Origin of the sequence: Methylobacterium sp. 1030, assembly GCF_040544715.1 — a bacterium.
Lineage (GTDB): Bacteria > Pseudomonadota > Alphaproteobacteria > Rhizobiales > Beijerinckiaceae > Methylobacterium.
In genome coordinates, this window is the sequence record NZ_JBEPKM010000011.1 from 221,589 (window position 1) to 245,433 (window position 23,845).

Annotated in this window: 22 protein-coding genes; 14 read left to right on the top strand and 8 right to left on the bottom strand. The window is 71.6% G+C overall.

Translation table 11 applies throughout. The features are described from left to right. Positions 1-109 precede the first annotated feature (109 nt). Positions 110-1,711 (top strand): ABC transporter substrate-binding protein, encoded by a 1,602-nt coding sequence (locus ABIC30_RS18030; RefSeq protein ID WP_354455878.1) that lies wholly within the window; start codon positions 110-112, stop codon positions 1,709-1,711. 4 nt (positions 1,712-1,715) lie between these two features. Then, on the top strand, positions 1,716-3,107 hold the full coding sequence (locus ABIC30_RS18035) for an amidase (protein WP_354455879.1): 1,392 nt from the start codon (positions 1,716-1,718) through the stop codon (positions 3,105-3,107). 111 nt (positions 3,108-3,218) lie between these two features. Here ABIC30_RS18035 and ABIC30_RS18040 read toward each other — a convergent pair whose 3' ends face one another. Beyond that, the gene (locus ABIC30_RS18040; protein WP_244539977.1) at positions 3,219-3,506 is read right to left on the bottom strand and encodes a hypothetical protein; all 288 of its coding nucleotides are present in this window, start codon (positions 3,504-3,506) and stop codon (positions 3,219-3,221) included. Positions 3,507-3,671: 165 nt separating this feature from the next. Continuing rightward, positions 3,672-4,376: a sigma-70 family RNA polymerase sigma factor gene (locus ABIC30_RS18045; protein ID WP_091924839.1), complete on the bottom strand. Its 705-nt coding sequence runs from the start codon at positions 4,374-4,376 to the stop codon at positions 3,672-3,674. Between the two features lie 202 nt (positions 4,377-4,578). On the opposite strand from ABIC30_RS18045, the gene nthA reads away from it, so the two are divergent. Genes nthA through ABIC30_RS18060 form a run of 3 tightly spaced genes read left to right on the top strand, consistent with a single transcriptional unit; the run spans position 4,579 to position 6,226 of the window. Then, positions 4,579-5,250 carry a nitrile hydratase subunit alpha gene (gene nthA, locus ABIC30_RS18050; protein WP_091681267.1) on the top strand — a complete coding sequence of 224 codons (672 nt, stop codon included), beginning with the start codon at positions 4,579-4,581 and terminating at the stop codon, positions 5,248-5,250. Continuing rightward, positions 5,247-5,906 (top strand): nitrile hydratase subunit beta, encoded by a 660-nt coding sequence (gene nthB, locus ABIC30_RS18055; protein WP_354455880.1) that lies wholly within the window; start codon positions 5,247-5,249, stop codon positions 5,904-5,906. The genes nthA and nthB overlap by 4 nt, the downstream gene beginning before the upstream one ends. Beyond that, positions 5,903-6,226 (top strand): nitrile hydratase accessory protein, encoded by a 324-nt coding sequence (locus ABIC30_RS18060; RefSeq protein WP_056525624.1) that lies wholly within the window; start codon positions 5,903-5,905, stop codon positions 6,224-6,226. Before nthB ends, ABIC30_RS18060 begins: the two co-directional genes overlap by 4 nt. On the opposite strand, the gene ABIC30_RS18065 is transcribed toward ABIC30_RS18060, so the two are convergent. Together ABIC30_RS18065 and ABIC30_RS18070 are read right to left on the bottom strand one after the other, a co-directional pair. Continuing rightward, positions 6,214-7,089: an MBL fold metallo-hydrolase gene (locus ABIC30_RS18065; RefSeq protein WP_331298529.1), complete on the bottom strand. Its 876-nt coding sequence runs from the start codon at positions 7,087-7,089 to the stop codon at positions 6,214-6,216. The genes ABIC30_RS18060 and ABIC30_RS18065 overlap by 13 nt on opposite strands. A gap of 206 nt (positions 7,090-7,295) precedes the next feature. Next, complete coding sequence (locus ABIC30_RS18070) at positions 7,296-8,306, bottom strand: SDR family oxidoreductase (protein WP_354455881.1); 1,011 nt, start codon at positions 8,304-8,306, stop codon at positions 7,296-7,298. Between the two features lie 202 nt (positions 8,307-8,508). Here ABIC30_RS18070 and ABIC30_RS18075 point away from each other — a divergent pair, with 202 nt between their 5' ends. The 4 genes from ABIC30_RS18075 to pbpC all read left to right on the top strand — a co-directional run bounded on the left by ABIC30_RS18075 (position 8,509) and on the right by pbpC (position 14,928). After that, positions 8,509-8,778, top strand: a complete 270-nt coding sequence (locus ABIC30_RS18075) for a hypothetical protein (RefSeq protein WP_020093716.1) — start codon at positions 8,509-8,511, stop codon at positions 8,776-8,778. A gap of 154 nt (positions 8,779-8,932) precedes the next feature. Then, a complete protein-coding gene (locus tag ABIC30_RS18080) occupies positions 8,933-12,346 on the top strand; it encodes an acyl-[ACP]--phospholipid O-acyltransferase (protein ID WP_354455882.1) in 3,414 nt (1,137 codons plus the stop codon). A 154-nt stretch (positions 12,347-12,500) separates the two neighbouring features. Then, entirely contained in the window at positions 12,501-12,716 is a 216-nt protein-coding gene (locus ABIC30_RS18085; protein WP_020093718.1) for a hypothetical protein, read from the top strand. Positions 12,717-12,795: 79 nt separating this feature from the next. Continuing rightward, positions 12,796-14,928, top strand: coding sequence for a penicillin-binding protein 1C (gene pbpC / locus ABIC30_RS18090; protein ID WP_502915845.1), 2,133 nt, complete (start codon positions 12,796-12,798; stop codon positions 14,926-14,928). 22 nt (positions 14,929-14,950) lie between these two features. Here the strand turns inward: pbpC and ABIC30_RS18095 are convergent, their stop codons facing one another. The 4 genes from ABIC30_RS18095 to ABIC30_RS18110 form a co-directional block, all read right to left on the bottom strand. Next, on the bottom strand, positions 14,951-15,388 hold the full coding sequence (locus tag ABIC30_RS18095; protein WP_091979514.1) for a hypothetical protein: 438 nt from the start codon (positions 15,386-15,388) through the stop codon (positions 14,951-14,953). Further along, positions 15,385-16,218, bottom strand: a complete 834-nt coding sequence (locus ABIC30_RS18100; protein ID WP_091979515.1) for a nucleotide-binding protein — start codon at positions 16,216-16,218, stop codon at positions 15,385-15,387. The genes ABIC30_RS18095 and ABIC30_RS18100 overlap by 4 nt, the downstream gene beginning before the upstream one ends. Before the next feature lie 616 nt (positions 16,219-16,834). Beyond that, entirely contained in the window at positions 16,835-17,548 is a 714-nt protein-coding gene (locus ABIC30_RS18105) for a MarC family protein (protein WP_354455883.1), read from the bottom strand. A 5-nt stretch (positions 17,549-17,553) separates the two neighbouring features. Next, entirely contained in the window at positions 17,554-18,288 is a 735-nt protein-coding gene (locus ABIC30_RS18110) for a class I SAM-dependent methyltransferase (protein ID WP_042671901.1), read from the bottom strand. A gap of 160 nt (positions 18,289-18,448) precedes the next feature. Here ABIC30_RS18110 and gloB point away from each other — a divergent pair, with 160 nt between their 5' ends. From gloB to sucD, 5 genes are all read left to right on the top strand, one after another. After that, positions 18,449-19,225, top strand: a complete 777-nt coding sequence (gene gloB / locus ABIC30_RS18115; protein ID WP_100252713.1) for a hydroxyacylglutathione hydrolase — start codon at positions 18,449-18,451, stop codon at positions 19,223-19,225. Between the two features lie 348 nt (positions 19,226-19,573). Beyond that, complete coding sequence (locus tag ABIC30_RS18120; RefSeq protein ID WP_012317921.1) at positions 19,574-20,149, top strand: TetR family transcriptional regulator; 576 nt, start codon at positions 19,574-19,576, stop codon at positions 20,147-20,149. Between the two features lie 401 nt (positions 20,150-20,550). Then, positions 20,551-21,513 (top strand): malate dehydrogenase, encoded by a 963-nt coding sequence (gene mdh / locus ABIC30_RS18125; RefSeq protein ID WP_042671902.1) that lies wholly within the window; start codon positions 20,551-20,553, stop codon positions 21,511-21,513. 112 nt (positions 21,514-21,625) lie between these two features. Then, the gene (gene sucC, locus ABIC30_RS18130; RefSeq protein WP_020093726.1) at positions 21,626-22,822 is read left to right on the top strand and encodes an ADP-forming succinate--CoA ligase subunit beta; all 1,197 of its coding nucleotides are present in this window, start codon (positions 21,626-21,628) and stop codon (positions 22,820-22,822) included. A 2-nt stretch (positions 22,823-22,824) separates the two neighbouring features. Beyond that, positions 22,825-23,709, top strand: coding sequence for a succinate--CoA ligase subunit alpha (gene sucD / locus ABIC30_RS18135; protein ID WP_010685286.1), 885 nt, complete (start codon positions 22,825-22,827; stop codon positions 23,707-23,709). The last annotated feature ends 136 nt before the right edge of the window (positions 23,710-23,845 follow it).

Sequence of the window (23,845 nt, forward strand, 5' to 3'; positions counted from 1 at the left end):
CGCAAGGGGCGACGTCCGGCATCTTCTGTTCGCCGGACGCAGGGCCTAAGCCTGAGCGTGGCGCGGGAATTGCGCCCGGCGCGCCGCAACTTCGACGATTGGGATCCGGATGACATCTCGCCGCCTGATTGCCGCCGCCCTGGCGGGTACCGTGGCCCTGACGGGATCGGCCAGCGCCGAGAGCGTCCTGCGCATCGCCATGACGGCGAGCGACATTCCCACCACGACGGGCATGCCCAACAACGGCTTCGAGGGGATGCGCTTCCTCGGCTACCCGATCTTCGAGGGGCTGGTGCAGTGGGACCTCAAGAGCACCACCAAGCTCGCCGGCATCGTCCCGGCGCTGGCTGAGCGCTGGGAGCAGGACCCGAACGACAAGACGGTCTGGACCTTCCACCTGCGCCAGGGCGTGAAGTTCCACGACGGGACGCCGTTCAACGCCGACGCGGTGATCTGGAACCTCGACCGCTACTTCAAGAACGACAGCCCGCAATTCGAGCCGCAGGGCGCGGGCATCTCCCGGGCGCGGGCGCCGCTGGTCGGGAGCTACAGGAAGGTCGACGATTCGACTGTGCAGATCACCACCACCCAGGTCGCCTCCTACTTCCCCTACATGGTGGTCTACCTGCTCTTCACCTCGCCCGCCTCCTTCGAGAAGGCCGGGCGCGACTGGAGCAAGGTCGCGGCCCTGCCGGCGGCCGGCACCGGCCCGTTTAGGATCACCCGCGTCGCCCCGCGGGAGGCGGTCGATCTCGCCAGGTTCGACGGCTACTGGGACCCGAACCGGATGGCCAAGGTCGACAAGGTCCGGCTGCTGCCGATCCCGGAGGCGAATGCCCGCGTCGCCGCCCTGCGGGCCGGCCAGGTCGACTGGATCGAGGTGCCGGCGCCCGACGCGATCCCGTCGATGAAGCAGGCGGGCTTCACCATCACCACGGGCTCGTACCCGCATGTCTGGCCCTACTTCTTCAACATGGGCGCCAAGGACAGCCCGCTGAAGGACGTCCGCGTCCGGCAGGGCCTGAACTACTGCATCGACCGGGCCGGGATCGTGGAGCTCCTCAACGGCACCGCCGAGCCCGCGAGCGGGTGGCTGAACGACCGGGACCCGAATTTCGGCACCCCGAAGAACCGCTACACCTTCGACGCCGCGAAGGGGAAGGCGCTGCTGGCCGAGGCCGGCTACACCGACAAGAAGCCGCTGAGCCTCAAGGTGATGATCTCCTCCTCCGGCTCGGGGCAGATGCTGCCGATGCCGATGAACGAGTACCTGCAGGAGAACCTGAAGCAGGCCTGCAACGTCGACCTGACCTTCAACGTGGTCGAGTGGCAGGTGCTGCTGAATGCCGGCCGCGCGCTTCCCGACGCGCCGACCCTCCAGGGCGCGATGGCGCTCAACGTCTCGTCGCCCTCGTCGGACCCGGCCGTCATGGCGCGCTACTTCGCGGGGGACCGGTTCCCGCCGGCCGGCTTCAACTTCCCCACCTGGAAGGACGACGCGTTCGACGCCGCCCTCAAGGCGCTCGCCGAGACCACCGACGCCAAGGTGATCGACGCCCAGACCAAGGTCGCCCACGAGCGCCTCGTGGACAATCCGCCCTGGCTGTTCGTCGTCCACGACCTCAATCCCCGCGGGATGTCCAAGAAGGTCCAGGGTTTCGTCTCGCCGCAATCCTGGTTCGTCGACCTCACCCTCGTCAGCGTGCAGTGACCCTATGCCCGACATCGATCCCGTACACGCCTCCGCGGCCGAGCTCGGCCGCGCGATCCAGGCGCGGACCCTCTCGCCGGTCGACGCCGTCGACGCCCTCCTCGGCCGGATCGACCGGCTGGAGCCGAAGCTCCAGGCCTTCACGGAGGTCTTCACCGCCGATGGCCGCCTCGCCGCCGAGGGGGCCGACCGGGCGATCCGGTCCGGCCACGCCGTGGGGCCGCTCCACGGCGTCCCGGTCGTGCTCAAGGACCTGATCGACCTGGAGGGCCGGATCACCATGGGCGGCTCGGCCGCCCACCGGGCGCGCCGGGCCGCGCGCACCGCGACGATCGCCCGGCGCCTCATCGGCCAGGGCATGATCGTGCTCGGCAAGACCCACACGGTGGAGTTCGCCTACGGCGGCTGGGGCACGAACCAGCATCTCGGCACGCCGTGGAATCCCTGGGATCCGGAGACGCCGCGCACCCCCGGCGGGTCGAGCAGCGGCACCGGCGTGTCGGTGGCGGCCCGCATGGCGCCCTGGGGCATCGGCACCGATACCGGCGGCTCGGTGCGCCTGCCGGCCTCCTTCTGCGGGCTGACGGGCCTCAAGGTGACGGTCGGGCGCGTCTCGACCTGGGGGATCGTGCCCCTCTCGATGACCCTCGACACGCCCGGACCGCTGGCCCGCACCGTGGAGGACACGGCGCTGCTCTACGAGGCGATCTCCGGCCCCGATCCCCGCGATCCGACGACCCGCGGGGTCGCGCCGGACGCGCCCTGGCCGGCGCTGAACCGCGGGGTCCGCGGCCTGCGCCTCGGCCGGATGCCGGCCTCGGAGCGGGACGGGGTCGCCCCCGACATGCTGGCCGCCTACGACGCGGCCCTCGACCTCCTGGCCCGGCAGGGCGCCGAGATCGTCGACGTCGTCCTGCCGTTCCGGTTCAGCGACTGCGTGGCCATGAGCCAGATCACCAACGCGGAGGCCTACTTCGTCAACGGGGATCTGGCGGAGGATCCGTCCGCCCAGCTCGGCGACGCCGTCCGGGCCCGGATCCTGGCCGGCGCGAACGTCTCGGCCCAGGAGTATCTCGGCACGCTCCACCGCCGGGCCACGATGAAGCAGCAGTACGACGCCGCCCTCGCGGGCATCGACGCCCTCCTGACGCCGACCACGGAGAGCGCGGCCGTCGCGCTCGACGCCGTCGACGAGGCGCACCTCCCGTCGCGCTTCACCCGTTTCGGCAACCTGCTCGATCTCTGCGCCCTGGCGCTGCCGAACGGCTTCACCGCGTCCGGGCTGCCGCTCTCGCTGCAGATCGTCTGCCGTGGCTACGAGGAGACGACGGCGCTGCGGATCGGACAGGCCTACCAGCGCGCGACCGACTGGCACCTGCGCCGGCCGCCGGTGTGAGACCCGCGGAGTCTCGGCGCCTCCGGCGTGCGGCAGCGGACCTGCCGACGCCCCCATCCTGCGGGAGACCGCGGGCGATCCGGTGACGCGGAGACGGGATCCACGGCCCCGTCACGCCCGCCAGAAGGTCAACAGCCACCAGACGCCCGTCAGAACGAACCAGAGGAATCTCACACCTCTGATGAGTTCATTGATCCCGAGGTACTCCATGAGGAAGCCGCCCAGGCAGGCCACATAGATGAAGGCGATGACCGTGGCCGTGGCCGGCGTGAGGATCCCGAATCCCCAGACCGCGGCGACGACGGCGAGGCCGAACGCGCACAGGCCGAAGGCGAGAAGGACGGGATGCGCCGCGCACCACTGCGCCACCCTGTCGTTGTCTGCGGACACGTGCTGCATGTGCGCCCCCGAATCGATGACTGACATCGACCATAAGGGCCGCGGCGTCCGGTTCTCGTGACGACGCGCACAGGATCGGCGCGGGCCCGGCGGCGGATCCACATCCTGCGTGCGGCGGTGCCGGAGCGCGGCCGCGTCAGGCTGCGCCGTTCGGGGACGGATCGATCACGCGGCCGGAACCTGCCCGGCCACGACGACGCCGAGCGTGTCGAGGAGCGACGACCGGGCACGGCTGACCCGGCTCTTCACTGTGCCGACCTGGCAGCCGAGCATGACCGCGGCCTCCTCGTAGGTGTGGCCCTCGGCACCCACCAGCAGCAGCGCCTGGCGCTGCGCGGAGGGCAGGTCGCCGAGACGCTCCCAGACGACCTTGAGGGTGCTGGCATCCTCCTGGTCGGACGGGCTGGTCATCTGCCCGGCATGCGTCCCGTCCACGTCCTCCACCTCCCGCCGCGTCTTGCGCAGGTCGGTATAGAACTGGTTGCGCAGGATGGTGAACAGCCACGCGGTGAAGTTGGTGCCGGGCCGGAACCGCTGCTGGTTGGCCCAGGCCTTCACGAAGGTCTCCTGCACCAGGTCGTCGGCGCGGCTCACGTCGCCCACGAGCGACAGGGCGAAGGTGCGCAGGGCCGGCAGGGCCTTGATGATGTCGCCGCGGAAGTCGAAGGGGACCGTCTCGCCGTGCGCCGTGACCGCCGCCTCGAAGCGGGACACCAGGGCCGCGAGCTGCGCCGGCAGGGGCTCCAGCTCCACGACCTTGAAATACTCCCGGATCGGCAGGGCGAGGTGCTGGCCGATGGAAGCGGCGTAGCCGGCCCCGTCCCGGGTGCCCGCGCCTCCGTCTGGCCGGTCCGCAGCGTCCTCAGTCATGAACGTTTCCGCCTCCAACGCTGGTATACTGGAATAGCTCTAACGTCGGTAGCGGTGGAATCCTGAACCGATGCCAAACGCTCCCAATTGTGACAGGGAATTTAAGCATGGTGACCGGGGTGACAACGGCGGCCGGATCCGGGCCCCCGGGCTGGCAGCGGCGGGCCGGTCGATGCAGAGTGCGCAGCGTCAGGAGAGCGGGATGACCCACGATCACGCGCAGCACGCGCATGGCCACGACGATCACCACCACGATCACCACCACGGCAGCGATCTGTCGCCGGTCGAGGCCCGGGTGCGCGCCCTGGAATCGCTGCTGACCGAGAAGGGCTACGTCGACCCGGCGGCCCTCGATGCCCTGGTCGAGCTCTACGAGACCAAGGTCGGCCCGCACGCGGGGGCCCGGGTCGTGGCCCGGGCCTGGACAGATCCCGCCTTCCGGGCGCGGCTCCTGGCCGACGCCACGCCGGCCATCGCCGAGTTGGATATCGGCGGCCGCGGCGGCGAGCACATGGTGGTGGTCGAGAACACGCCGGAGATCCACAACCTCGTCGTCTGCACCCTGTGCTCCTGCTACCCGTGGCCGGTGCTCGGCCTGCCCCCGGTCTGGTACAAGGCGCCGCCCTACCGGGCGCGGGCGGTGATCGACCCGCGCGGCGTGCTCGCCGAGTTCGGCGTGACGCTGCCGGAAACCACCCGCATCACCGTCTGGGACTCTACGGCCGAGACCCGCTACATGGTCCTGCCGATGCGCCCGGCCGAGACCGAGGGCTTCTCCGAGGAGGCCCTGGCCGCCCTCGTCACCCGCGATTCCATGATCGGTACGGGCCTGCCCAGGGCGATCCCGGTCGCGCCCGCGGAGATGCCGGTATGAACGGAGCCCAGGATCTCGGCGGGGCGCACGGCTTCGGGCCGGTGGTGCCGGAGCCGGACGAGCCGGTCTTCCACGCCGCGTGGGAGCGCCGCGTCTTCGCGCTGGCCATGGCCATGGGCTACACGGGCGCCTGGAACCTCGACGGCAGCCGGGCCAACCGCGAATCCCTGCCGCCGGCGGAATATCTCGCGTCGAGCTACTACGAGATCTGGCTCAGGGCGCTGGAGAAGCAGGTCGTCGGCACCGGGCTGGTGACGCCGGCCGAACTGGCGAGCGGCCGATCCGCGGAGAAGGCCAAGCCCGTCGCGCGGGTTTTGGCCCGCGAGGGCCTGGAGCAGCGCTTCCGGGCCGGCTTCCCGAGCAGCCGCGCCGCCGATGCCCCGGCGCGCTTCGCGGTCGGCGACGCCGTCGTGGCGCGCAACAGCCACCCGACCGGCCACACGCGGCTGCCCCGCTACGTGCGCGGCAAGCGCGGCCGGATCGTGCGCGTCGACGGGGTCTACGTCTTCCCCGACACCAACGCCTACGGGTCGGGTGAGAACCCGACCTGGCTCTACACGGTCGCCTTCGCCGCGCAGGAGCTGTGGGGCGAGAGCGGCGACCCGGGCGGAGTCGTCACGGTGGCGGCCTTCGAACCGTACCTGGACCCCGCGTGACCGCACCGTCGCCCAGCCCCTTCGCGGCGCCCTGGGAGGCGCAGGTCTTCGCCCTGGTGGTCTCCCTGCGCGAATCCGGGCTGTTCACGTGGTCGGAATGGGCGGACCGCCTCGGCCGCCAGATCCGCCCCACCGAGGCCCCCGAGCAGGCGGCCGATTACGGCGCGTGGCTCGCGACGCTGGAAGCGCTCCTGGCCGAGCGGGGCGTGGCGGGGCCCGAGAGCGTCGCGGCGCGGACCGAGGCCTTCCTGCGGGCCGCGGAGGCCACGCCCCACGGCCAGCCGATCCGCCTGGAGAACGACCCGCTCTACCGGCCCTGAGCCCGCAGGCTGTCGAGCGGCACCGGCGCGGCGTGCGACCGGCCGCTCATCAACTGGTCGAGCAGGGCCAGAACCTCGGCCCGCCCGCAGTTGCGGGCGGGCTCGAACGGCGTCCAGGTCTGGGTGAAGTCGAGGCGCTCGAACACGTCGCGGTAGCGGCGCAGCTCGCTCGGCGTGAGCGGCACCCCGCGCACGAAGGCCTTGTGGGCCGAGATCGTGGTGGCGCGTCGGAAATCCGCCGGGTCGAGCTCGAACTTCAGGGCGTCGCCGCAGAAGCAGATCTTTCGCCCACGGTCGTACAGGATCGCGTGGCCATCGAAATGGCCGGCGGTGCGGTGCAGCTCCAGCCCCGGCAGCGGCTCGAGGAAATCGTCGTAGGGCCAGCTCACCTGGAGCGCCGCGCTCCACGTGAAGTCGGCCGCCGGCAGGCACAGCTCCGGGTCGAAACGGTCCTGGAGCTGCGTCAGCGCCCCGTAGGAATGCGGGTGCGAGGCCGAGAGCACAGCCATCCCGCCGAGCCGCTCGATCTGGTCGAGGGCGGCCTCGCTGAAGACCGGGCAGCCCTCGAAGCCCATGTTCCCGTGCTCGGTCTGGATCAGGTAGGCGGACGGCCCGATGCCGGAGACCGGCTCGTTCCAGAAGCGCCAGACGCCCGGCTCGAGCTCCTGCCAGTGGCAGGGAAAGGCCTCCTGCGCCTCGCGGGCGGTGCGGAAGCGCCAGCCGTCCTGCGGCACGACGTGGCGGGCATCGAGGCACATCGGGCAGGCGGCCGGCACCTCGAAGTGCCGCTGCCAGAACCCGCAATTGTCGCAGGTGTAGGCGGGCAGCTTCAGGGCGCCCGCGAAGGGCAGATAGCCGGGCATCGTCTGGGACCTTCCTCGGGGCAGTGTCTATAAGATGGCCCCGGTTCAGCCGCCCTCTTCGTCATCGCGAGCGCAGCGAAGCGACCCAGGGCAGCGCGACACCGGGGAGCGTAGCGCCGGCTGGATTGCTTCGCTCCGCTTGCAAAGACGGCGGCACGCCTATCAACCGGAACGGGTGTAACAGGCGGCGCGGTCGGTTACAGCCGTCAGGTCCGTCCGGGCAGGCGGCGCGCCGACCGGGCGGCGTGGACGGTGCCGGCGAGGCCGACGAGGGCCAAGCCGACAAGGCCGCCGACCACGACGTCGCGGGTGCGGCTCGTGACGAACTCGGCGCGGCTCGCCTTGGTCCGACCGGAGAATCGCCCGTCGATCCCGGCCGGGCCGGGCACTGGGGCCTTGAGATTGCCCGCCATCTCGGGGATGGTCTCGTCGGAGAGCTGGGCCGACCACATGGAGGCGGCCTTGCGGTCGGCGAGCGCCGGCGCCAGCGCCTGGGCGGCCGCCATCATCACCGAGGACCGGCCGACCCAGACCTCCCGGCGCGGGTGCTCGACCGCGTACAGGATCGCGTCGGCGCAGAGCCGCGGGTCGAAGACCGGGTCCGGCGCGTACTGGCGGTGGCCGGTGCGGTTGCGCGCCCAGTTGAACTGCGGCGTGTTGACCGCCGGCAGGTAGATCACGCTGAGGCTGACATTGACCCGGTCGTGCAGCAGCTCGCAGCGCAGGGCGTCGGTGAAGCCCGAGACCGCGAACTTGGCCGCGCAGTAGGGCGCCTGCAGGGGCGCCGCCCGGATCGCGAGGCCCGACGAGACCTGGATGATCGCGCCGCGGTCGCGCCGCTTCATGTAGCGCAGGGCGGCGAGCGTCCCGTAGACCTGGCTGAGATAGGTGGTCTCGGTCACCCGCCGGTACTCGTCCGGGGTGATTCGGTCGGCCGGGTTCACCACCGTCGACATGGCATTGTTCACCCACGCGCGGATCGGGCCGAGCTCGCGCTCGACCCGCTCGGCGGCCGCGTCCACGGCCTCCGGGTCGGCGACGTCGGCGCCGATCGCCAGCACCGGCTGGCCGTAGGCGGCGAGCGCCCGCTCGGCCGCGGAGAGGCGGCCGGGATCCCGCGCGATCACCGCGACCGACCAGCCGCGCGCGGCGAATTCATGCGCGGTGGCGAGCCCGATTCCGGCCGTGCCCCCCGTAACGACCGCAACCCGTGCCATACCGACCTCATCCGCGACGGACCGAACCGGCAACACGGTGCGGCGCGCTCGGTTGCGCCGCCCGATTGGGCCGGAACGTCACGGGGAAGCGGATCGCGATACCGATCACGACGCCGATTTCGCGGACCGGGACGCAACGTCCGACCGCGGCCGCTGTTGACTGCCTGTACCGCGTCATGCCGAACCATCGAGGGTCGCAGCCATGCGCACTGGACGACGCTTCTCCCTCTTCTCGCTCCCGATCGATCCCTGGCCGCAGGCGTCCCTGGCCGAGCGGACCGCCGTCGGAATGGTCCTGACCGGCCTGCTGCTCGTGCCGGCCTGCGCGGTCGGGGCCGCGCTCCTCGTGTTCACGACGCTCGCGGCCCACGTGTACTGGTCCTACGATCTCGGCGCCTCCCTGCACGCGTTCATCGCCCGGCATGCCGGGGCCGCCGTCGCGCGGCGCGGCCGGCTCGTCCACAAGGCCTGACGCGCGGGAGCGGATCGACGGCCGGGCGGCGTTGAGCCGTGCCGGTCCACACGGCCCGGCCGCGCGGCCCCCGCGATCCCTGTGCGTTCGCCTCGGTCCGATTTGACCTGACGGTCTCTCGTGGGCCAGTCAGGTTCGGAACCGAGAGATCGCCATGTTCCGTACCCTGATGTCTGCGCGGCGCTTCGCGCCGCTGTTCTGGTGCCAGTTCTTCTCGGCGTTCAACGACAATTTTCTGAAGAACGCGCTCGCCTTCCTGATCCTGTTCGGGATCGGCGGCCAGGCGGACGCCCATGCCGGCGTCCTCGTGACGCTCGCGAGCGCCGTGTTCATCGGGCCGTTCTTCATCCTGTCGGGTCTCGGCGGCCAGTGGGCCGACCGCTACGACAAGGCGCTGATGGCGCGGCGGCTCAAGTTCGCCGAGATCTTCGCGGCCGGCACCGCCGTGCTCGGCTTCCTCCTGCACTCGATCCCAGTGCTGTTCGTGGCGCTCGGCCTGTTCGGGACGATCGCGGCGCTGTTCGGCCCGATCAAGTACGGGATCCTGCCGGACCATCTCCGGCGCGAGGAGCTGCCCGCCGGCAACGCCCTCGTTGAGGCGGCGACCTTCCTGGCGATCCTGCTCGGCACGATCGCGGCCGGCGCGGCCTCGGCGATGGGCGGCTCGGGACTCGTGTTCGGCGTCCTGGTGATGGGCTTCGCCGTCCTGTGCTGGCTCTCGGCCCGGATGATCCCGGCGACCGGCGAGGGGGCGCCGGACCTGCGCGTCGACCCGAACGTCGCCCGCTCGACCTACGCGCTGCTGCGCGACCTCTGGGCCGACACGCGGCTGTGGCGCGGCTCGCTCACGGTGAGCTGGTTCTGGCTGGTCGGCGTGGTTGTGCTGTCGCTGCTGCCGGTACTGGTGCGCGGCGCCTTCAACGGCACCGAGACGGTGATCACGCTGCTGCTGGCGCTGTTCTCGATCGGCATCGCGGTCGGCTCCGGCCTCGCCTCGTGGCTCGCCAGCGGCCGGATCGTGCTGCTGCCGACGCCGGTCGGCGCGGTGCTGATGGGCCTGTTCGGCCTCGACCTCGCCTGGACGGTCGGCCACCTGCCGGCCCCGCCGGCCGAGCCGATCGGCCCCCTCGGCTTCCTGCAGACCGGCCACGGCCTGCGCACCGGGATCGACTTCCTCGGGCTGGCGATCTCCGGCGGCCTCTACATCGTCCCGTCCTTCGCGGCCGTGCAGGCCTGGGCCGAGAAGGCGATGCGCGCCCGGATCATCGGCGCGGTCAACGTCATGACGGCGGCCTTCATGGTCGCCGGCACCCTGGCGCTCGCGGCGCTGCAGGGCGCGGGCCTCACGATCGCGAGCCTCCTCGCGGTGGTGGCGGTGCTGAACCTGATCGTCGGCGCGCTCGTGTTCGCGACCCTGCCGACGAGCCCGTTCCGCGACTTCCTGTCGATCCTGTTCCGGGCCTTCTACCGGCTGGAGGTCCGCGGCTTCGACAACCTCGCGGCGGCCGGCCCGAACGCCATCATCGCCCTCAACCACGTCTCGTTCCTCGACGCGCCGCTCGCGCTGTCGCTCCTCGAGCAGGAGCCGGTCTTCGCCATCGATAGCGGGATCGCACAGCGCTGGTGGGTGCGCCCGTTCCTGCGCATCACCAAGGCGATGCCGCTCGACCCGACCCGGCCGCTCGCCACCCGCACGCTGATCAACGCGGTCAAGAGCGGCGAGACCCTGATCATCTTCCCCGAAGGCCGCCTCACGGTCACCGGCAGCCTGATGAAGGTCTACGACGGCGCCGGGCTGATCGCCGACAAGTCGGGCGCGATGGTCGTCCCGGTGAAGCTCGACGGCCTGGAGCGCACCGTCTTCTCGCGGCTGTCGCGCGGGCAGGTGCGCCGCCGCTGGTGGCCCAAGGTGACCGTGACGGTCATGCCGCCGGTGCGGCTGACCGTGGACCCCGCGCTCAAGGGCAAGGCGCGGCGGCAGGCGGCGGGCGCCGCCCTCTACGGGATCATGTCGGACCTCGTGTTCCGCACCGCCGATATCGACCGCGGCCTGATGGCGGCGCTGATCGAGGCGGGCGAGCGCCACGGCTGGAGCCGCAACGCCCTGGAGGATCCGGTCGGCGGCCGCCTCAGCTACAGCCGGCTCGTGATGGGCGCCAACATCCTCGGCCGCAAGCTGATGCCGCTGGCGCCCGTGGGCGGCCGGATCGGCGTCATGCTGCCGAACGCCAACGGCGCCGCGGTGACGCTGTTCGCCCTCGCCTCCGCGGGCCGGGTGCCGGCGATGATCAATTTCTCCGCTGGCCCCGCCAACGTGCTCTCGGCCTGCCGGGCCGCGGAGGTCAGCAAGATCCTGACCTCCCGGGCCTTCATCGAGAAGGGACGGCTGGACCCGCTCGTCGAGGCGATCCGCGGCTCGGTCGAGTTGATCTACCTAGAGGACGTGCGGGCCGGCATCACGACGGGGGACAAGATCCGCGGCCTCCTGGCGCCGCGCCGCCCCCTGGTGGCGCGCGCCGGCGAGGATCCGGGGGCGGTGCTGTTCACCTCGGGCAGCGAGGGCACGCCGAAGGGCGTGGTGCTCGCCAACCGCTGCATGCTCGCCAACGTGGCGCAGGTGGCGGCCCGGATCGATTTCGGCCCGATGGACAAGGTGTTCAACGTCCTGCCGGTGTTCCACGCCTTCGGGCTCACGGCCGGGCTGGTCCTGCCCCTGGTCTCGGGGGTGCCGGTCTACCTCTACCCGTCGCCGCTGCACTACCGGATCGTGCCGGAGCTGATCTACGGCTCGAACAGCACCGTCCTGTTCGGGACCGACACGTTCCTCACGGGCTACGCCCGGTCGGCCCATTCCTACGACCTGCGCTCCCTGCGCTACGTCGTGGCCGGCGCCGAGGCCGTGAAGGAGACCACCCGGAAGACCTGGGCGGAGAAGTTCGGGCTGCGCATCCTGGAGGGCTACGGCGTCACCGAGTGCGGGCCGGTCGTCGCCCTCAACACGCCGATGTTCAACCGGTTCGGCACGGTCGGGCGGATCCTGCCCGGCATCGAGACCCGCCTCGAGCCGGTGCCGGGAATCGACGAGGGCGGCCGCCTGTCCCTGCGCGGGCCGAACATCATGCTGGGCTACCTGCGCGCCGAGAAGCCCGGCGTGCTGGAGCCGCCGCCGGGCGGCTGGCACGACACCGGCGACATCGTGGCGATCGACCCGATGGGCTTCGTCACCATCAAGGGTCGGGCCAAGCGCTTCGCGAAGATCGCCGGCGAGATGGTGTCGCTCGCCGGCATCGAGACGCTGGCCGCCGAACTGTGGCCCGACCGCCCGAGCGCCGTCGCGGCGGTGCCGGACGTCCGCAAGGGCGAGCGGCTGATCCTGTTCACGCAGGAGAAGGGCGCGACCCGGGCCGCCTACCAGAGCTTCGCCAAGGGCCGCGGCGCCTCCGACGTCGCGATCCCCGCCGAGGTGGTGGTGCTGGACGCGATCCCGATGCTCGGCACCGGCAAGGTCGACCAAGTGGCCGTCACGAAGCTCGCGCTGGAGCGGGCGAAGGAGAACGCGGCGGCCTGACGGTCGCGGCCGGGCCTCCCGCGTCACCCAAACGGGGGATGCGGTGTTCCCCGGGATCCGCTCGTATCGTGAATACAGCCGTGATTCGAACCGCTTGACGCGTTCGGGGCGCGGGTCTGAGGGGGACTCGGTACGCAACGGCGAGGGACAGATCATGCGGAAGGGCAGGCGAGTTCCGGCTTGGCTGGCGAGGCGGACCTACTTCAAGCGGATCGAGCGCTGGGCGAAGCCCGGCAAGGCGCGCAAGGCGGCGCAGCCCCCCGAGACACCGGCAGCCGCGATGCCCTCCAACGTCGTGCCGTTCCCGATCCGGATGAATCGGCCGGATCGACCCGCCTTCGAGGACCTGCGGGGCGTCGGCACGGCCTAGAGGCCGGCTCCGCCGGGGGCTTGCCGGGCGCGCGGGAACACGGGATCCTGCGCCGTCGGAGCCGAGACCGGGAGGATGCGTGCCGCACGACGGGTCGGATCCGCGCGCGTCGGCGCCTCCCCGGAAGCGGGCGAGGGGCCTGCGCGCGGCGCTCGGGGCGACGGCGCTCGGTCTCGGCCTCCTGGGGGCCGGCACCGCCGCGCTCTGGCGCTACGCCGACGCGCTGCCGCCCCTCGACCTGGCCGCGGCCGAATCACGCTCGACGGTGGTGCTGGATCGGTCCGGCACGCTGCTGCGCCCCTTCGCGACCGCGGACGGGCGCTGGCGCCTGCCGATCACCGCGGAGGCGGTCGATCCGCGATACCGGGCGATGCTGCTCGCCTACGAGGATCGCCGCTTCGCCGCGCATCCCGGCATCGACCCGGCCGCGGTGCTGCGCGCCGCCGGCCAGTGGCTGACGCGCGGCCGCATCGTGTCCGGCGCCTCCACCCTGTCGATGCAGGTGGCGCGCCTCGTCGAGCCGCGGCGCGAGCGGTCGCTCGAGGCCAAGCTCCGCCAGATGGTGCGGGCGGTCGCGCTGGAGCGGCGCCTCGGCAAGGCCGGGCTGCTCGACCTCTACCTGGCGCTGGCCCCCTACGGCGGCCCGCTGGAGGGCGTGCGCGCGGCGAGCGTCGCGTATTTCGGGCGCGAGCCGGTCCGGCTGACCGCCGCGCAGGCGGCCCTGCTCGTCGCCCTGCCGCAATCGCCCGAGACCCGCCGTCCGGACAGGTTCCCCGAGCGCGCCCGCGCCGCCCGCGACCGGGTCCTGGCGGTGGCCGTCGCGCGGGGCATCCTCACGACGGCGGAGGCCGAGGCCGCCCGGGCCGAGCCGGTGCCGACGACGCGCAAGCCGTTCCCGATGCTCGCGGCGCACGCCGCCGAGGAGGCGGTGGCGGCCGATCCCGGTGCCGCCACGATCCGCCTCGCGATCGACGGGCGCCTGCAGGAGCGGCTGGAAACCCTGGCGGCCGAGCGCGCCGCCGCCGCCGGTCCGGACCTCTCGGCCGCGATCCTCGTCCTCGACAACCGCGACGGCCGGGTGCTCGCCCAGGTCGGCAGCGCCGGGTACCTGGACCCCGCCCGGCGCGGCGCCATCGACATGACCCTGGCGGTGCGCTCGCCCGGCTCCGCGCTGAAGCCCTTCGTCTACGCCATGGCCTTCGCGGACGGTCTCGCGCATCCCGAGACCCTGCTGGAGGATCGCCCGGCGCGCTTCTCGGCGAGCTACGCGCCGGAGAATTTCGACCTGACCTTCCAGGGCACGGTCACGGCCCGGCGGGCCCTGCAGCTCTCGCTGAACGTGCCGGCAGTCGAGCTGATGGACGCGGTCGGTCCCGCCCGCTTCATCGCCCGGCTGCGCGCCGCCGGGGCCGGGATCCAGCTCCCGCGGGAGGCGGCCCCGGGGCTGCCGGTCGCGCTGGGCGGCCTCGGCATCACGGTCACCGACCTCGCCCGGCTCTACGCGGGGCTCGCCCGCGGCGGCGCGGTTCCGGACCTGCTGCGCCGCGCCGACGGGGTCGCGGCCGAATCCCGGCACCGCGTCGCCGAGCCCGTGGCGTCCTGGTACGTCGCCGACATCCTGCGCGGGACACCGCCGCCGGAGAACGCACTGCCGAACCGCATCGCCTACAAGACCGGCACCTCCTATGGGTACCGCGACGCCTGGGCCGCCGGCTTCGACCGCCACGCGACGATCGTCGTCTGGGCCGGGCGCCCGGACGGTGCCGCGGTGCCGGGGCTCGTGGGCCGCACCGTCGCGGCGCCGATCCTGTTCGACGCCTTCGCGCGCCTCGGGATCGAGCCCGAGCCGGTCTCCCAGCCGCGGGACGCGCTGGTGGTCGGGACGGCGGGCCTGCCGCCGCCGCTGCGGCACCTGCGGCGCGAGGCGGCCGAGGCGGCGGGACCGGCGCTGCGGATCGCCTATCCGCCGGACGGGGCGCGGATCGATCTCGGCCTCGCGGTGGACCGGCACGGCGCCGCGGAGGGCGGCCCGGGTCTCGCCCTCAAGGCCCTGGGCGGCGTGCCGCCGCTCACCTGGCTGGTCGACGGTCAGCCGGTCGTGCAGACGCCGCGGCGGAAGGCCGAGTGGGCCCCGGGGGGCGCGGGCTTCGCGCGGATCTCGGTCCTGGACGCGACCGGCGCCAGCGACAGCGTGTCCGTCCGCCTCGAGTGAGCCGACGGCGGGTTCCCTCGGCTCAGCGACCGAGGCCGCGCTGGGCGCCGGCTGGGCCGCGCACCTCGCAGGATTCCAGCGCCGCGGCGAGGCGCGCCGCGCTGGCCGCGGACCCGTAAGACAGGTTGAGGACAGTGGAGAGGATCCCGACGCTCACGAGCACGCCGAGGGCGGCCGCGCCGAGCAGAACGGCGGTGATCAGCCTGTTGCGCCGCAGGTCCGCCGTCAGCGCCCCGATGAGGTCCCGGTTGTGTTCGGCGAGACCGTTCCGCGCCGCCACCAGCTCGTTGTACATGTTCGTGATGGCGTTGGTGGACATGTACACCAGCAGCAGGTGGACGACGAAGTCGTCGTCCGTCGTGGTGTTGAGGGCGGCCGCGATCCGCACGGCGAGCTGACGCTCCCAGGGCTGGAGATCGCGGCCGTGGACCGACCGGTAGAACCGCTCGAGGTTGGTCACGGCCGGAGGGCATCCCGCCACGCCGTGTGGAAGTTGCGCCGCAGGCGGCGGCCCTCGACCCGCAGGCGCATCGGCGCGCTGTTCGCCAAGGCCTGCCAGGTCGTGTTCTGCACCCGCAGGGCCTCGATCAGCCGCTCGCCGATCCGCTCGATCTCGATGACGCGAAAGTTCGACTGCTTCCGCAGGGATCGCACGAGGTCGGACGATTCGAGATAGTCGAAATTGGTCGCCTGGGCGGTGTTCTTCGCCAGGATCGCCCGGTCGCACTCGATCAGCATGGGCCGGAGCTCGCGCAGGACCTCCAGGGCTGTGGGATCCACCGCGCCGGCCGCGACGACCACGGCGAGGCGGACATTCGCCTCCCGGCAGCTCTCCACGATGATCTCGGTGCACCGACGGGTCGTCTCGGTGTCGCCGGCCGGGAAGTCGACCACGACGAGGCGCTCGGCCGCCTCGGTCACGCGCTCGATCAGGTCCTGGCACAGGGTCGGGTCGACGCGGCCCGTGCTGTCCTCGGCGCGCAGGCGCTGCCGGATGGCGGTGATGCCGGGACGGCGCGGGACGAAGTTGTCGCTGCCGGGCGTGGTCTCCTGCATGAGCGCCGTGTGGAAGTGCCGGTTGGCCGGGTCGGTGTCGATCGCCAGCACCGGACCGACCTCCGCGCAGAGATCCGCCACCTGGAGGGCGATGGTCGTCTTGCCGACGCCGCCCTTGCCGCCGAGGCAGAGCACGAGAACCTTCGCGGCGGCGCCCAGGAGATCGCGCTGGATGTCCTGGATCTCGTCCGGGCTGTACCAGGCCGGAACCTTGCTCTGCGTCGTGTCGGTCATGCGGTGTCTCCTTGCTGATACGCGCGGGGTGGCCGCCGGACGCGCGCTCCGCGCGCGGCACCGGGCTGCGGGATCTCGGGGGTTCACGGGCTCGGGCCGGGCCGCACGGCCCGCGTGGGCGGGACGCGGCGCGCGCCGGCTCGACGGCGCGCCCGGGATGCCGGTCGCATCACGCGCGGGATCCGGTCGTGCACGGGTCGGCAGAGGCGCGGCCGCCTCGTGCTCGTGGCCCGGATGCGGACGGCCGACGCTCGGGTTCCGCGATGACGTCCGTCGCCACGATCTGCACTCCGTTGCTGGATCCGCTTCGCCGACGGCTCCGGCCGCAAGTCTTCCTCGCCGCGACCGAGGGCCATGCATGATCATGCTCGGACCTATGGAAGACGCAAGCCTCGAAGAATCGGATCTCTTCTCGACGAATGCCCTAGAATGAGATCGTTAATGAAGATTTATATTTATATAATATGCAATAATGAGCGAAGTACGACTATTATATCTGGATGAACACACAACATCCCGGACATCGTCCGCAATTCGATCGATTCGGCCGGCCGGAATCCGCGCGGGTCACCTGGGATGCGGGCCTTGCCCGGCCCTGTCGGCGGTGACCCGGTCGTCACCGCGCCGCGGCGAGGGGCGCGAACACGTCGATGAGGCCGTTCACCAGGATCTGGGTCCCGACGCACAGGAGCAGGAAGGCGAAGAGGCGGCCCATCACCCGGGCGCGGGCCGGGCCGATGAAGGCGACGACCCGGTCGGCGGAGGCGTAGAGAACCGCGACCGTGGCGGCGACCGCGAGGGCCGCCAGCGTGACGCCGATGTAGAAGCCGAAGCGCTCCGCGTAGGCCTCCGGCCGGTTGGCCCCCAGGGTGATGGCGACCGCGATCGTCCCCGGCCCGGTGGTGAACGGGAGCGTCAGGGGGAAGAAGGCGATGTCGGCGAGGGGGCCGGGCGCCGGATCGCCCGGCGGCTCCGCCGGGACCGCCCCGCGGGCCGCCGAGCCCGAGGCCTCGGCCTGCTTGCGCGCCTCGCGGGCCTCCGGCCGGTTCAGCTGGGTCCAGGCCGACGACATGACCACGAGGCCGCCGGCGATGCGTAGCGCCCCCAGGGTGACGCCGAAGAAGTTCAGGATCGGCGTGCCCGCCCAGAGGGCGCCGAGCATCACCAGGGCGGCGTAGACGCCGATCCGGCGCGACAGCAGCACGCGCTCGGCGTGGCTGAAGGCGCCCGCCACCTGCGCGAAGATGAAGGCGCCCCCGACCGGGTTCACGATCGAGAACAGCGCCGACAGGGCGAGCAGGAACTGCTGGGTGGTGAAGTCGAGGCTCATCGGGGTCAACCCGGGGAGGGGGCCGGCACCAGCACCCGGGCCGGCGCGAGGCGGCGGGCGCGCCGCACCTGCTGGACGGCCACCGGCCGGTACAGCTGCTTCGTCGCGTCGACCACGTGCAGGCCCGCGAAGGGCAGGGACAGGCCGGTGCCGAGCCACTCCCAGGCGGGCCCGGTGCGCAGCATCAGGCGCGAGCGGGCCGGCGGCATGTACAGGGTCTCGGCCCAGCTCACCGGTGAGAACAGCGTGTCGCGCATGAGCCGCCCGAGCTGCGAGCGGCTGTAGGGCTGGCCGTGGCCGAAGGGCGTCGCCTCCCGGCGGGCCCAGACGCCCCGGCGGTTGGGCACCACGAGGATCATGCGGCCGCCCGGCGTCAGGGTGCGCCAGACCTCCTGCAGCAGCTCCGTCGGGCTCTCCACCGATTCGAGGGCGTGGACCAGGATGACCCGGTCGATGGCGGCCTCCGGCAGCGGCATCATGGTGGGATCGGCGAGCGCCGCGCAGGAGCGCCCGGTGCCCGGCCAGTTCACCACGCCCTGCGAGGCCGGCATGAAGGCGAGGGTGCGCTCGGCGATGCAGTGGACCGGCCCGAGATACGGCGTCGCGTAGCCGATCCCGAGGACGCGCAGCCCCGAGACCGAGCCGAGGAAGTCGTGGAGCGCGCGGCCGACCACGCGGTGCGTCGTGCGGCCCAGAGGGCTGGCGTAGAAGGCCCGCAAGCCGTTGACGTCGAGGCGCATGGAGGGACAGGAGATCGCGGACGGAACGGTCGTCGTACTCAATGGTGAGCCGCGCGCCGCGCGGCAAGCGCCGGAGGAACCTCGCCGGACCATCACCTGTTCACGGCAACAGATTTCGCGCCGCTTCGCGCCCGTTCGCGTTCTTGGGAGACCCCGTCCGATGGCCGCCGAGACCGAGATTCGCACCTTCCTCTGCCGCAGCGACAACATCGGCGTGCTGATCCGCGATCCGCAGTCCGGCGCCTGCGCGGCGATCGACGTGCCGGAGGCCGGACCTGTCCTCCGGGCCCTCGACGAGACCGGCTGGCGGCTGACCGACATCCTCGTGACCCACCGGCACGCCGACCATGTCGAGGGCATCCCGGAGGTGAAGCGGGCGACCGGCGCCCGGGTGGTCGCCCCCGCCAGGGCCGGCGACGCGGTCCCACAGGTGGACGTGACCGTGCGGGAGGGCGACACGGTCACGGTCGGCAGCCTCGAGGCGCAGGTCTGGGAGACGCCGGGCCACTGCGCCGACCACGTGACCTACTGGTTCGCGGAAGCCGGCCTCGTCTGCGCCGGCGACACCCTGTTCACCCTCGGCTGTGGGCGTGTGATGGAGAGCCCGCCCGAGACCCTCTACCGCTCCCTGCGGCGCTTCGACGACCTGCCCGACGCGACGCAGGTCTTCAGCGGCCACGACTACGTACTCTCCAACGCGCGCTTCGCCCTGGCGGCGGATCCGGACAACCCGGATCTGAAGAGACGCCTCGCCGAGGCGGAGCGTGCCCACGCGGAGGGCCGGTTCCTGATCCCCTCGACCATGGGTGCGGAGCGGGCCACCAACCCGTTCCTGCGCAGCGGGCAGCCGGCCCTGGCGCGATCCGTCGACCTTCCGCCGGAAAGCGATCCCGAGGCGGTGTTCGTCGCCTTACGGGCGTGGAAGAACCGCTTCTGACGCAGGTGATAACGAGAAAAATTTGTTGCCTTCTCAAGGCAAACTGACACATAGGGGTGTTTAAGCGGTCCTAATCCGCTCAGGTAACCGGGCTCCCGGGGGGAAGCCGTAACGTCAACGCGAAGCGCCGGGACGCTTCAGCCGGTATGATGGGGGTCCGTCTCGCCCTACCACCTGTCCACTTCCCGCCTTCCGCTTCCTTTCCTCAAGCCAGAGTCCGACGGGTCCAAGGAGGAGGCGCTCAGCGCCAAGGCCAAGATCACCGTCGCCGACGCCGAATCCGGCACACTCCGCGAGAGCGGTGAGGCGGCCAGTCCCGCCCGCCCGCGGGCGCCGGTCGCGGCCGACGTGCGGCTCCTCGGGATCGCCACCGAGCACCTCTCGCGGCTCGGGCCCAAGCGCGTGACGGTCGTGGCCGTCGCCGCCGAGGCCGGTATGACGCACGCGAACGTGTACCGCTACTTCCCGTCGAAGGATGCGCTCCTCGACGCGGTGGCGGGCCGCTGGCTGCGCGAGGTCGAAGCCCGGCTCGCCGGCATCGCCGACGCGCCCGATCCCGCCGACGACAAGATCGAGCGCCTCCTGACCGCCCTCGCGACGGTCCAGCGGGACGCCCTGTTCGACGAGCCGAACCTGTTCGCGGTCCATCTCGACGCCACCGTCTCGGCACGGCCGATCGCCCGGCGGCACCGCGTGCGGCTGCGCAGCCTCGTCGAGCGCGTGGTCGAGGAGGGCATCACCTCCGGGATCTTCTCGGCCCGGGACCGGGAACGGGCGATCGCCTACATCTTCGACGCGAGCTACCGCTTCACGCATCCGCTGGCGATCCAGCACGATGCCGAGGTGCCGCGCGACCTGATCGAGGCCCGGTTCGGGGCCGTCATCCACGCGATCCAGCGGGTCCTGCGCTCCGGCATCCTCTGATCCGGCGCGTACCCACAGGCTCTCTCGAAGGCCCGGACAGACCGTCCGGGCCTTCGTCGTTCGTGCGCCCTCCCGCGCCGCACGCCGCCCGCCGCGACCCGAAATGACAGGATTTCAGATCTGTCATCGCGGCTTCGCGGCCGTCCCGCGCCAGGGTGCACTGCACCTAAAACACTCGCGACGTTGACGTTTCGGAGGCACCGTCGGGACGCTCGAGGGCGATCCGACGGCCCGGACGCGCCGCCCGCGCGGCCCTCATCGGGTTGAAGCCACGGTGCTTTTCGGCCACACAGCCGCGCAGATTTCAGAGTGGCGAATCCGGCCTCGGACCCTGACGGACGAGCGGCTCCGGCCTCGCGCAACGCATCACCGAAGTCGAACTCAGCGGAGACACATCCGACATGGCTCGCAACAAGATCGCGCTCATCGGCGCCGGCCAGATCGGCGGCACCCTGGCCCTTCTGGCCGGCCTCAAGGATCTTGGGGACGTGGTGCTGTTCGACATCGTCGACGGCGTGCCGCAGGGCAAGGCGCTGGACATCGCCGAGGCCGCCCCGGTCGAGGGCTTCGACGCGACCTACGCGGGTGCCAGCGACTACGCCGCCATCAAGGGCGCCGACGTGGTGATCGTGACCGCCGGCGTGCCGCGCAAGCCCGGCATGAGCCGCGACGACCTGATCGGCATCAACCTCAAGGTCATGCAGGCCGTCGGCGAGGGCATCAAGACCCACGCGCCGGACGCCTTCGTGATCTGCATCACCAACCCGCTCGACGCCATGGTGTGGGCGCTGCAGAAGTTCTCGGGCGTCCCGACCAACAAGATCGTCGGCATGGCCGGCGTGCTCGACTCGGCGCGCTTCCGCCACTTCCTCGCCGAGGAGTTCAAGGTGTCGGTGGAGGACGTCACGGCCTTCGTGCTCGGCGGCCACGGCGACGACATGGTGCCGCTGACCCGCTACTCGACGGTGGCAGGCGTGCCGCTGACGGACCTCGTCAAGCTCGGCTGGACCACCCAGGAGAAGCTCGACGCCATGGTCGACCGCACCCGCAAGGGCGGCGGCGAGATCGTCAACCTGCTCAAGACCGGCTCGGCCTTCTACGCGCCCGCCGCCTCCGCCATCGCCATGGCCGAGAGCTACCTGCGCGACAAGAAGCGGGTCCTGCCCTGCGCCGCCTACCTCGACGGCCAGTACGGCGTGAAGGGCATGTTCATCGGCGTGCCGATCGTGATCGGTGCCAACGGCGTGGAGCGCGTGCTCGAGGTGACCTTCGACGCGGCCGAGAAGACCATGTTCGACAAGTCGGTCGCCTCGGTGACGGGACTCATCGAGGCCTGCAAGGGCGTCGACAGCAGCCTCGCCTGACCGGTAAGCGGATACCGGGCAGCGCGTAGCGGTCGGAGATTCGAATCTCGATCACTCGATTTCTCTACGCGCCGCCCGCTGCCACCTATTCGCTCCTCCTTACGAGGCTCCGATGAATATCCACGAATATCAGGCCAAGGCCGTGCTGAAGGAGTTCGGCCTGCCCGTCTCCCGCGGCGTGGCCATCTTCAACCCGTCGGAGGCCGAGGCCGCCGCCAAGGAGCTCGGCGGCCCCGTCTGGGTCGTGAAGAGCCAGATCCACGCGGGCGGCCGCGGCAAGGGCACCTTCAAGGGCGCGCCCGAGGGCGCCAAGGGCGGCGTGCGCGTCACCAAGTCGATCGACGAGGTCAAGCAGTTCGCCGGAGAGATGCTCGGCCAGACGCTGGTGACCATCCAGACCGGCCCGGCCGGCAAGCAGGTCAACCGCCTCTACATCGAGGAAGGCGCCCAGATCGCCGAGGAGTTCTACCTCTCGATGCTGGTCGACCGCGCCACGGGCGGCGTCGCCTTCGTGGTCTCCACCGAGGGTGGCATGGACATCGAGGCGGTCGCCCACGACACGCCCGAGAAGATCCACACGATCGCGGTCGACCCGGCCACCGGCGTGATGCCCCACCACGGCCGCGCCGTCGCCAAGGCGCTCGGCCTGTCGGGCGCCCAGGCCAAGGAAGCGGCCGCGCTGACCGAGAAGCTCTACGCGGCCTTCGTGGCCAAGGACATGAGCCTCCTGGAGATCAACCCGCTGGTGCTGACCGCCGACGGGCACCTCAAGTGCCTCGACGCCAAGATGGCCTTCGATTCGAACGCCCTCTACCGGCACGCGGACATCATGGCGCTCCGCGACGAGACCGAGGAGGACGCCAAGGAGATCGAGGCGTCCAAGTACGACCTCGCCTACATCGCGCTCGACGGCACGATCGGCTGCATGGTCAACGGCGCCGGCCTCGCCATGGCGACGCTCGACATCATCAAGCTCTACGGCGAGGAGCCGGCGAACTTCCTCGATGTCGGCGGCGGCGCCTCGGAGGAGAAAGTCACGGCGGCGTTCAAGATCATCACCGCCGACCCGAACGTGAAGGGGATACTCGTCAACATCTTCGGCGGGATCATGAAGTGCGACGTGATCGCCAACGGCGTGATCGCGGCCGTGAAGGCGGTGGGCCTGCAGGTGCCGCTGGTGGTGCGCCTCGAGGGCACCAACGTCGAGCAGGGCAAGGCCATCATCCGCAATTCCGGCCTCAACGTCATCCCGGCGGACGACCTCGACGACGCCGCCCAGAAGATCGTCGCCGCCGTGAAGGGAGCCTGATCATGTCGGTGATGATCGACGCCAACACCAAGGTCATCTGCCAGGGCTTCACCGGCAAGAACGGGACCTTCCACTCCGAGCAGGCCATCGCCTACGGCACCAAGATGGTCGGCGGCACGTCGCCCGGTAAGGGCGGCTCCAGCCATCTCGGCCTGCCGGTCTTCGACACGGTCGCGGAGGCGCGCGAGGCCACCGGCGCCGAGGCCTCGGTGGTCTACGTGCCGCCGCCCGGTGCCGCCGACGCGATCTGCGAGGCGATCAGCGCCGAGGTGCCGCTGATCGTCTGCATCACGGAGGGCATCCCGGTGCTCGACATGGTGCGGGTGAAGCGGGCGCTGACGGGCTCGAAGTCGCGCCTCGTCGGGCCGAACTGCCCCGGCATCGTCACCGCCGGCGAGTCGAAGATCGGCATCATGCCGGCCAACATCTTCCGGCCCGGCTCGGTCGGCATCGTGTCCCGCTCGGGCACGCTGACCTACGAGGCGGTGTTCCAGACCTCCAATGCCGGCCTCGGCCAGACCACGGCGGTGGGCATCGGCGGCGACCCGGTGAAGGGCACCGAGTTCATCGACGTGCTGGAGCTGTTCCTCGCCGACCCGAAGACCGAGTCGATCGTGATGATCGGCGAGATCGGCGGCTCGGCCGAGGAGGAGGCGGCGCAGTTCCTCAAGGACGAAGCCAAGCGCGGGCGCAAGAAGCCGATGGTCGGCTTCATCGCCGGCCGCACGGCGCCTCCGGGCCGCCGCATGGGCCATGCCGGCGCGATCATCTCGGGCGGCAAGGGCGGCGCCGAGGACAAGATCGCCGCCATGGAGGCCGCGGGCATCCGCGTGTCGCCGTCGCCGGCCCGGCTGGGCTCGACGCTCGTCGAGGTGCTGAAGGGCTAAAGGCCCGCGCGCCTGCGTCGCGGCCATCGCAGGGCCGCGACGCCCATATCGGGCGTGCAGACGATCTCAGCGGGGCGGTCACCCGCCCCGTTTCGGTTCGAGGGCGCTCCGCCGCGCTGACGGGGAGCCCGGAGGG

What these genes read in the sequence shown, in the direction of transcription:
- ABIC30_RS18110 (WP_042671901.1), bottom strand. Translation starts at nt 18,288, where the DNA reads ATGCGCCTCGACGTCAACGGCTTGCGGGCCTTCTACGCCAGCCCTCTG.
- nthB (WP_354455880.1), top strand. Translation starts at nt 5,247, where the DNA reads ATGAACGGAGCCCAGGATCTCGGCGGGGCGCACGGCTTCGGGCCGGTG.
- sucD (WP_010685286.1), top strand. Translation starts at nt 22,825, where the DNA reads ATGTCGGTGATGATCGACGCCAACACCAAGGTCATCTGCCAGGGCTTC.
- mdh (WP_042671902.1), top strand. Translation starts at nt 20,551, where the DNA reads ATGGCTCGCAACAAGATCGCGCTCATCGGCGCCGGCCAGATCGGCGGC.
- ABIC30_RS18040 (WP_244539977.1), bottom strand. Translation starts at nt 3,506, where the DNA reads ATGCAGCACGTGTCCGCAGACAACGACAGGGTGGCGCAGTGGTGCGCG.
- ABIC30_RS18070 (WP_354455881.1), bottom strand. Translation starts at nt 8,306, where the DNA reads ATGGCACGGGTTGCGGTCGTTACGGGGGGCACGGCCGGAATCGGGCTC.
- ABIC30_RS18030 (WP_354455878.1), top strand. Translation starts at nt 110, where the DNA reads ATGACATCTCGCCGCCTGATTGCCGCCGCCCTGGCGGGTACCGTGGCC.
- sucC (WP_020093726.1), top strand. Translation starts at nt 21,626, where the DNA reads ATGAATATCCACGAATATCAGGCCAAGGCCGTGCTGAAGGAGTTCGGC.
- ABIC30_RS18045 (WP_091924839.1), bottom strand. Translation starts at nt 4,376, where the DNA reads ATGACTGAGGACGCTGCGGACCGGCCAGACGGAGGCGCGGGCACCCGG.
- ABIC30_RS18080 (WP_354455882.1), top strand. Translation starts at nt 8,933, where the DNA reads ATGTTCCGTACCCTGATGTCTGCGCGGCGCTTCGCGCCGCTGTTCTGG.
- ABIC30_RS18105 (WP_354455883.1), bottom strand. Translation starts at nt 17,548, where the DNA reads ATGAGCCTCGACTTCACCACCCAGCAGTTCCTGCTCGCCCTGTCGGCG.
- gloB (WP_100252713.1), top strand. Translation starts at nt 18,449, where the DNA reads ATGGCCGCCGAGACCGAGATTCGCACCTTCCTCTGCCGCAGCGACAAC.
- ABIC30_RS18035 (WP_354455879.1), top strand. Translation starts at nt 1,716, where the DNA reads ATGCCCGACATCGATCCCGTACACGCCTCCGCGGCCGAGCTCGGCCGC.
- ABIC30_RS18075 (WP_020093716.1), top strand. Translation starts at nt 8,509, where the DNA reads ATGCGCACTGGACGACGCTTCTCCCTCTTCTCGCTCCCGATCGATCCC.
- nthA (WP_091681267.1), top strand. Translation starts at nt 4,579, where the DNA reads ATGACCCACGATCACGCGCAGCACGCGCATGGCCACGACGATCACCAC.
- ABIC30_RS18085 (WP_020093718.1), top strand. Translation starts at nt 12,501, where the DNA reads ATGCGGAAGGGCAGGCGAGTTCCGGCTTGGCTGGCGAGGCGGACCTAC.
- ABIC30_RS18065 (WP_331298529.1), bottom strand. Translation starts at nt 7,089, where the DNA reads ATGCCCGGCTATCTGCCCTTCGCGGGCGCCCTGAAGCTGCCCGCCTAC.
- ABIC30_RS18100 (WP_091979515.1), bottom strand. Translation starts at nt 16,218, where the DNA reads ATGACCGACACGACGCAGAGCAAGGTTCCGGCCTGGTACAGCCCGGAC.